The sequence below is a fragment of the Chitinophaga sp. genome, from assembly GCF_036566945.1.
In the GTDB taxonomy this organism is placed as follows: domain Bacteria; phylum Bacteroidota; class Bacteroidia; order Chitinophagales; family Chitinophagaceae; genus Chitinophaga.
In genome coordinates this window covers 1-7517 of record NZ_DATCVJ010000605.1, presented here as the reverse complement: position 1 = coordinate 7517, position 7517 = coordinate 1, and the positions used below count along the sequence as shown (strand labels likewise).

The 7517-nt window shown below is 42.5% G+C and carries 9 protein-coding genes and 6 tRNA genes; all 15 read left to right on the top strand.

Annotated elements, in window-relative coordinates; genetic code table 11:
• The first annotated feature begins 143 nt into the window (after nt 1–143).
• Nucleotides 144–443 (top strand): HPF/RaiA family ribosome-associated protein, encoded by a 300-nt coding sequence (locus VIP81_RS18440; RefSeq protein ID WP_133808740.1) that lies wholly within the window; start codon nt 144–146, stop codon nt 441–443.
• Between the two features lie 235 nt (nt 444–678).
• A tRNA-Thr gene (locus VIP81_RS18435) sits at nt 679–752 on the top strand.
• A 55-nt stretch (nt 753–807) separates the two neighbouring features.
• Nucleotides 808–889 (top strand) — tRNA-Tyr (locus VIP81_RS18430).
• Between the two features lie 201 nt (nt 890–1090).
• Nucleotides 1091–1163: transfer RNA gene (locus VIP81_RS18425), tRNA-Gly, on the top strand.
• Nucleotides 1164–1184: 21 nt separating this feature from the next.
• A tRNA-Thr gene (locus tag VIP81_RS18420) sits at nt 1185–1259 on the top strand.
• A gap of 111 nt (nt 1260–1370) precedes the next feature.
• Nucleotides 1371–1444: transfer RNA gene (locus VIP81_RS18415), tRNA-Lys, on the top strand.
• Nucleotides 1445–1516: 72 nt separating this feature from the next.
• The gene (tuf, locus tag VIP81_RS18410) at nt 1517–2704 is read left to right on the top strand and encodes an elongation factor Tu (RefSeq protein WP_331964259.1); all 1188 of its coding nucleotides are present in this window, start codon (nt 1517–1519) and stop codon (nt 2702–2704) included.
• A 103-nt stretch (nt 2705–2807) separates the two neighbouring features.
• Nucleotides 2808–2878: transfer RNA gene (locus tag VIP81_RS18405), tRNA-Trp, on the top strand.
• A 104-nt stretch (nt 2879–2982) separates the two neighbouring features.
• On the top strand, nt 2983–3183 hold the full coding sequence (secE, locus tag VIP81_RS18400; RefSeq protein WP_106527941.1) for a preprotein translocase subunit SecE: 201 nt from the start codon (nt 2983–2985) through the stop codon (nt 3181–3183).
• Complete coding sequence (nusG, locus tag VIP81_RS18395; RefSeq protein WP_089902937.1) at nt 3184–3750, top strand: transcription termination/antitermination protein NusG; 567 nt, start codon at nt 3184–3186, stop codon at nt 3748–3750.
• A 199-nt stretch (nt 3751–3949) separates the two neighbouring features.
• The gene (locus VIP81_RS18390) at nt 3950–5146 is read left to right on the top strand and encodes a transglutaminase domain-containing protein (RefSeq protein WP_331964246.1); all 1197 of its coding nucleotides are present in this window, start codon (nt 3950–3952) and stop codon (nt 5144–5146) included.
• A gap of 221 nt (nt 5147–5367) precedes the next feature.
• Nucleotides 5368–5811 (top strand): 50S ribosomal protein L11, encoded by a 444-nt coding sequence (gene rplK / locus VIP81_RS18385; protein ID WP_331964243.1) that lies wholly within the window; start codon nt 5368–5370, stop codon nt 5809–5811.
• 44 nt (nt 5812–5855) lie between these two features.
• Entirely contained in the window at nt 5856–6545 is a 690-nt protein-coding gene (gene rplA, locus VIP81_RS18380; protein ID WP_331964240.1) for a 50S ribosomal protein L1, read from the top strand.
• Nucleotides 6546–6603: 58 nt separating this feature from the next.
• Complete coding sequence (gene rplJ / locus VIP81_RS18375; protein ID WP_331964237.1) at nt 6604–7131, top strand: 50S ribosomal protein L10; 528 nt, start codon at nt 6604–6606, stop codon at nt 7129–7131.
• 125 nt (nt 7132–7256) lie between these two features.
• Nucleotides 7257–7517: ribosomal protein bL12 (locus VIP81_RS18370; protein ID WP_331964234.1), on the top strand; the 261-nt coding region annotated here is incomplete at its 3' end.

The window sequence follows — 7517 nt, the reverse complement described above, 5'->3', positions numbered from 1 at the left end:
AACAAAATATTACGCGCCTATTCCGCATTGCATTGCAAAAGTGACTATATTAGTAATCAAGTTCATTATACTAAAAGAGAATGCCTATGACCTTCCTTTACTAACTAGAACTTAGATTGTTAAATATTTAAAAAATTAGTGCTATGAACGTACAAATTCAAACTGTGCATTTTGATGCTGATTCCAAATTGATCGATCATGTGAACAAGAAACTTCAGAAGTTAAACACCTTTTATGACCGTATCATTAGTGTGGATGTATTTTTAAAAGTGGATAATTTAGCCCATCAAATTAAAGACAAAATAGCCGAGATCCGAGTTCGAATACCCCGCCAGGACTTGTTTGTCAAGCACGAGTCTAAGTCCTTCGAAGAGTCTTTTGACCTTGCCTTCGAATCCCTAGTCGAGCAGGTAAAAAGAAAGAAGGAAAAGAAATTTCAATAATTTTCTGAAATAATTTTGGAAATATTAATCTCTTTGCTACCTTTGCCATCCCGATTCAAAAAGAGGGTCGGTAAAGGTAGCAAAGTTCTTTATGGTAGGGCGTTTTCAGGGAAGCAGATAAATTTTTAAATATTTGTAACAAACTGAAAAAAAGATTTTGAGAATTGAAAAATTCGTTTAATTTTGCGCTCTCTTTCAACGAGTTACTTTATTGAAAGAATGTTTTTTGAAAGATGCCAGCATAGCTCAGTTGGCCAGAGCTACTGATTTGTAATCAGTGGGTCGGGGGTTCGAATCCCTCTGCTGGCTCATCGATTTTTATTTGGTTAGTTAAGTAGCCGGATGACAAAATCCAAAGATGTTAGGGCAGGTTCCAGAGCGGCCAAATGGGGCGGACTGTAAATCCGCTGACTACGTCTTCATAGGTTCGAATCCTATCCTGCCCACAAAATACAGCGTGTTCCGCTTTTGCCCTTCGCAGAGGCGGAACATAGTTGTTGAGTAGAAGGTGAAGTAATTCAGAAGTAGTAGACAGATTACCCTAAACCTGTGGTACAACAGCCTTTTAAAGTTCTTATTTTTATTCTAATAATTCTATAAGTGGAAAGTTGCAGTGTTGTTTGCCGGAAACTTAGTGAATTAAAAATGCGGGAGTAGCTCAGTTGGTAGAGCGACAGCCTTCCAAGCTGTAGGTCGCGGGTTCGAACCTCGTCTCCCGCTCGCATTAAAGCAATTTTTTAAGCTGTTGTAGCTCAGGGGTAGAGCACTTCCTTGGTAAGGAAGAGGTCGTGAGTTCAATTCTCATCAACAGCTCCATTGAATTTTAGAAGAATAGTTGTAGTGACTTTTTTATCGCCTCAACAAACTCCATAAAATTCGAATTTCGGAATTCGAATTTGTAAATTCTGCACTCCGAAATTAAAACTTAGCGTTGTAGCTCAATGGAAGAGCGACCCTTTTTTGTTTAGGGGAGGCCATGAGTTCAATTCTCATCAACGGTACAAGTTTGTAAAACCGTTTTTTTAAAACAACAATCAATACAATCTTTACAAACCATCTAAAAAGAAAATACAATGGCAAAAGAAACCTTCAAGCGGGATAAACCCCACGTAAACATTGGTACCATCGGCCACGTGGATCATGGTAAAACTACTTTGACTGCTGCCATTACCACAATTTTGGCAAATAAAGGTCTGGCAGAGAAGAGAGGATATGATGAGATCGATGCTGCTCCTGAAGAAAAAGAAAGAGGTATTACTATCAATACAGCTCACGTTGAGTATCAGACAGTTGCTCGTCACTACGCTCACGTTGACTGTCCTGGTCACGCGGATTATGTGAAGAACATGATCACCGGTGCTGCTCAGATGGACGGTGCTATCCTCGTGGTGGCAGCTACAGATGGTCCTATGCCGCAAACAAGAGAGCACATCCTGCTGGCTCGCCAGGTAGGTGTACCTCGTATCGTAGTATTCATGAACAAAGTTGATCTGGTAGACGATCCAGAACTGCTGGAACTGGTAGAAATCGAAATTCGTGATCTGCTGTCTTCTAACGGTTTTGACGGTGATAACGTTCCTGTAATCCAGGGTTCTGCAACTGGCGCTCTCGCTGGTGACGAAAAATGGGTTGCTGCTATCGACCAACTGATGGAAGCTGTTGATACTTACATCCCACTGCCTCCACGTCCGGTTGATCAACCGTTCCTGATGTCAGTAGAAGATGTATTCTCTATCACAGGTCGTGGTACAGTTGCTACAGGTCGTATCGAACGCGGTCGCATCAAAGTTGGTGAGAACGTTGAAATCGTAGGTCTGCAGGAAGAACCACTGAAATCTACTTGTACTGGTGTTGAGATGTTCAAAAAACTCCTCGACGAAGGTGAAGCAGGTGATAACGCTGGTCTGTTACTCCGCGGTATTGAGAAAACTCAGATCCGTCGTGGTATGGTTATCTGCCAGCCAGGTACTATCAAACCTCACTCCGAATTCAAATGCGAAGTATACGTACTGAGCAAAGAAGAAGGTGGCCGTCACACTCCGTTCTTCAACAAATACCGTCCTCAGTTCTACTTCCGTACTACTGACGTAACAGGTGAAGTTGAATTACCAGCAGGTGTTGAAATGGTGATGCCTGGTGATAACGTTAGTCTGCAGGTTAAACTGATCCAGCCTATCGCTATGGACAAAGGTCTGAAGTTCGCTATCCGTGAAGGTGGTCGTACAGTAGGTGCTGGTCAGGTTACAGAAATCCTGAAATAAGCAACTAAATAATATTAAAAAGCCATTAGCTTTGGCGATTAAATGTCAGAAAATTTATATAGATTTGCTGGCTGCTAAAAGCTTACTGCTAATGGCTTTATACACGGGTATGGTGCAACGGTAGCATACGGGTCTCCAAAACCTTTGATCTGGGTTCGAATCCTAGTACCCGTGCAAGGTTTTATAAAAAATAATTAAATGGTTGAATTGTTGCAATAAAACAAGTCAACCATTTTTTAGGCTTTAAACAATTGACCATAAATAGTTAACTTTATAGAATGAATAAGATCAGAAATTATTTCCGCGAGTCTTATCATGAATTGGTTTACAAGGTGTCCTGGCCTACCTGGCAAGAACTCCAGTCATCTACCATGATCGTGCTGATAGCAACAATATTTGTTACTGCGCTCGTTTGGGGTATGGATGCCGCTTCCAATTTTGTGTTAACACACTATTACGAAATTTTCAAAGCTAAATAAATGGATGCAGCCAATCTTCCTGCTCAGGAAACAAAGTGGTATGTACTCCGCGTTGTTAGTGGCAAGGAAAAAAAAGTGAAGGAATACCTGGATATTGAAGTACGCCGCTCCGATTGGGGTAACGTTATCAGCCAGATCTTCCTGCCGGTAGAAAAAGTTTATAAAGTGCAGGCTGGTAAAAAAGTAATGCGCGAAAAAAACTTCTATCCCGGATACGTGATGATCGAAGCTGTAGATGGTAAAATGACCGATGAAGTAATACAAGCTATACGTAATGTATCTGGCGTTATTCACTTCCTCGGAAAAGAAAAACCAATCGCACTCCGTAAAGCGGAAGTAAACAAAATGTTAGGTAAAGTGGATGAACTGAGCGATCAGGGATTAACCATGAGTGAACCTTTCATCGTAGGTGAAACCATTAAAATTATTGATGGTCCATTCAACGACTTTAACGGTGTGATCGAAGAAGTAATCGAAGACAAGAAAAAACTGAAAGTAACTGTAAAGATCTTTGGCCGTGCTACACCAGTAGAGCTAAACTTCATGCAGGTAGAAAAGCTTTCTTAATTTTTTATACAACATCTTTATTGAAAAGCGCCCCGGATCACCGGGGCGCTTTTCTTATTTAGCTATAGCATCTCACATGAGAATCTGTTTTATGGTGATGAAAGATGACAACACCTGAGAAGTGAGAAAAGCTGTTTATTTTTTATATTTTTAGCGCGTCCCTGACAATTAATACAATTCCCCTATATCTCATTATTATATGAAATCAATTATTTCTGTCTTGCTCGGGCTGTTACTGAGCGCATCAGCAGGCGCACAAACCGGTAAACCAACTAAGCCGGCTACGGTGGTGGCCATCCCTCAGATACCCGAAGCCGCCACTACATCACCTGCAGCGATGGCGCAATGGTTGAAGGCACATACCGGCAGTAGTACGGCTTTACAGCAAGCGTTGTTTAGCTGGATGGCGAATAACATTGCCTATGATGTGGCCAATATGAATCGTCCCAACAGCTACCGGGATTCAGCAGCAGCTATGATCCGGACCTTGCGTATCCGTAAAGGGCTGTGTACCGATTATGCAGTGTTGTACGCACAGGTATGCCGGGAGGCAGGTATTAATGCGATCGTGGTAACCGGCTACGGACTACTCAACGATATTATGATTCCCACCGGCTCACACGATTGGGTAGTGATAAAGAATGGTTCACAGTGGACAATTACCGATCCCACCTGGGGAGCAGGAGGGGTGGAAAATGGGCGTTTTATCCAGAAGATCAATTGGACGTGGTTTCAGGCATTGCCGCAGCTGGCCGTGAAAACGCATATGCCGTATGATCCCATGTGGCAGATGCTGTCGTTTCCGTTGCGGCATGATGAGCTGAACAGCCAGGGTTTTGCGGCGGCTACCAAAAGATCCGCCTTTGCTTTTAACGATAGTCTGAATGCCTGGTCCCGGCAGTCGCGCCTGGAGCGGTTGCAACATGCCGCCGCCAGAATCCGGCAGTTTGGCGGAGCCGCTAATCCTTTTATCATGACGGAGCTGGACTGGATGGACCAAACCATCAACGTACTGGCAGCCAATCAGGAAATAGAGACAAGGAACAAGCGGGTAGACCAGTTTAACGAGGTAAACCGGGATTATACAGAAGTGGTGAAGTTATATAATGAGTATGTGGGCTTTAAGAACAGGCAGTTTATGCCGGAAATGAAAGATGAATTATTAAAGAAGATGATTGACGGGATTGCCGGCCGGCTGACAGGAGCAGAAAAGTCGCTTTCCGGGCTGCGCATTTCCGACGATACCATTAAGCATAATATGGACGAGCTGTTGCAGGCGATAACGGAGATGAAGGGAAAGGTGGAGAGTGAGCAATCTTTCGTCAATAAATATATAAAAACAGAGAAGGGTAAGCGGAGGGAATTGTTTTACGCGCAAGTGGCAGAGAAATCGTAACTTTGCCGGCTTCGGATGATAAGGAAAAATTCCGGGTAATGCAATAGATTTGTAAAAAAAATCCTTTCCGAAGCAAAAAGGATGCCCAATTTCAAATACTTTTTGACAATTTCGTAATAATATATACCTTTGCATCCCCTTTAAAAGGTTATTTTAGTTCCTTTTAGTTTTGGGAGTCTTCTGTTTTGCAGGGGGCGTTTAACCAAATTAAATTAAAAAACATGGCAAAAGAGATTTCAACGTACGTGAAATTGCAGGTGAAAGGCGGCCAGGCCAACCCTGCACCTCCAATTGGTCCCGCACTGGGTTCCAAAGGTGTGAACATCATGGAGTTCTGCAAACAGTTCAATGCCCGTACCCAGGATAAAATGGGTAAAGTATTGCCTGTGTTGCTGACTGTTTACACTGATAAATCATTTGAATTTGTAATTAAAACTCCTCCGGCACCTGTACAGCTGCTGGAAGCTGCTAAATTACAGAGTGGTTCCAAAGAACCAAACCGTAACAAGGTGGGTAAAGTTTCCTGGGCTCAGGTACAAGCTATTGCAGAAGATAAGATGGCTGATCTGAACTGCTTTACGCTGAACAGCGCTATGAAAATGGTAGCTGGTACTGCGCGTAGCATGGGTATTACTGTTGATGGTAAAGCTCCTTGGGAAAACTAATTGTTTCACCCTGTTGAGGCAGGATCTTAAAATCATTTTGACAAATGGCAACTAAAAAGAGAAAAGTAGCTGACGCTAAGCTTGAAAAAAATAAGGTTTATAGCCTGAAAGAAGCTTCTAGCCTGGTTAAAGATATTAACTGTACTAAATTCGACAGTTCTGTCGATTTACATATCCGCTTAGGCGTTGATCCTAAGAAAGCAGATCAAGCCATCCGTGGTTCCGTAACGCTTCCACACGGTACTGGTAAGACTAAGAAGGTTTTAGTGCTTTGCACACCTGATAAAGAAGCTGCTGCAAAAGAAGCAGGTGCTGACTTCGTTGGTCTGGATGAATTTATCCAGAAGATCGAAGCTGGTTGGACTGATGTTGATGTAATCGTAGCTACTCCTTCTGTAATGCCGAAGATCGGTAAACTGGGTAAGATTTTAGGTCCACGTAACCTGATGCCAAACCCTAAGACCGGTACTGTTACTAACGACGTTGCAGCTGCAGTAAACGATGTTAAAGGCGGTAAAATCACTTTCAAGGTTGATAAAGCTGGTATTATCCACGCTTCTATCGGTCATGTATCTTTTGCATCTGATAAAATTGAGCAGAACTCTATGGAGCTGATCAGTGCTATCATCAAGCTGAAACCAGCTACTGCAAAAGGTGTATACCTGAGAGGTCTGTCTATGGCAAGCACCATGAGTCCAGGTATTGTTATCGATACTAAATCTGTTCAAAACTAATTGATCACGAGTTGTAGTCGTTATCTGTAAAGATGGGGCTTGCTACAAACGTTTTAATATGAATAAAGATCAAAAACAAGAAGCGATTGAACTGCTGAAAAGTAAGTTCTCTCAATATAGCAACTTTTATATCACTAATACTGAATCATTATCAGTAGCGCAGGTGAATAACCTGAGGAAAGTATGCTTCGATAAGCAAGTGGAAATGAAGGTGGCTAAAAACACCCTGATCCGCAAGGCACTGGAATCTCTGGATAGCGAAAAATATGCAGGTGTATTAGACAGTCTGCATGGTGTAACTGCGCTGATGTTCTCTGACAGCCCGAAAGAGCCGGCTCTGATCATCTCTGATTTCCGTAAAGCAAACGGTAAACTGGAAAAGCCAGTACTGAAAGCTGCTTTTGTTGCTGATGAAGTATTCGTAGGCGACAACCAGCTGAAAGCGCTGACCAACATCAAGACCAAGAACGAGCTCATCGGCGAAGTTATCGGTCTCTTGCAATCACCTGCAAAACGCGTTATCGCTGCTTTGCTGGAAAAAGGCAAGAAAGAAGAAGCTGCAGTGGAAGCACCAGCAGCAGAATAGTCTTTTTCGCTTTGAACTATTCGCTTGCTAAAAGCGGATAGCCAAAACGGAAAGCTCAAAATCGGCTTCCAAGTCACAATATAATTAACAACAACATTACAAACATTACATTAAAACATTATAAAATGGCAGACGTAAAAGCATTAGCTGAACAATTAGTAGGTTTAACTGTTAAGGAAGTACAAGAACTCGCAGACGTTCTGAAATCAGAATATGGTATCGAACCAGCTGCTGCTGCAGTTGTTGTATCTGGTGGCGGTGAAGCTGCTGTAGTTGAAGAAAAAACTGCCTTCAACGTAGTTCTGAAAGCTGCTGGTGCAAGCAAACTGAACGTTGTGAAGATCGTTAAAGATCTGACCGGCTTAGGTCTGAAAGAAGCGAAAGAA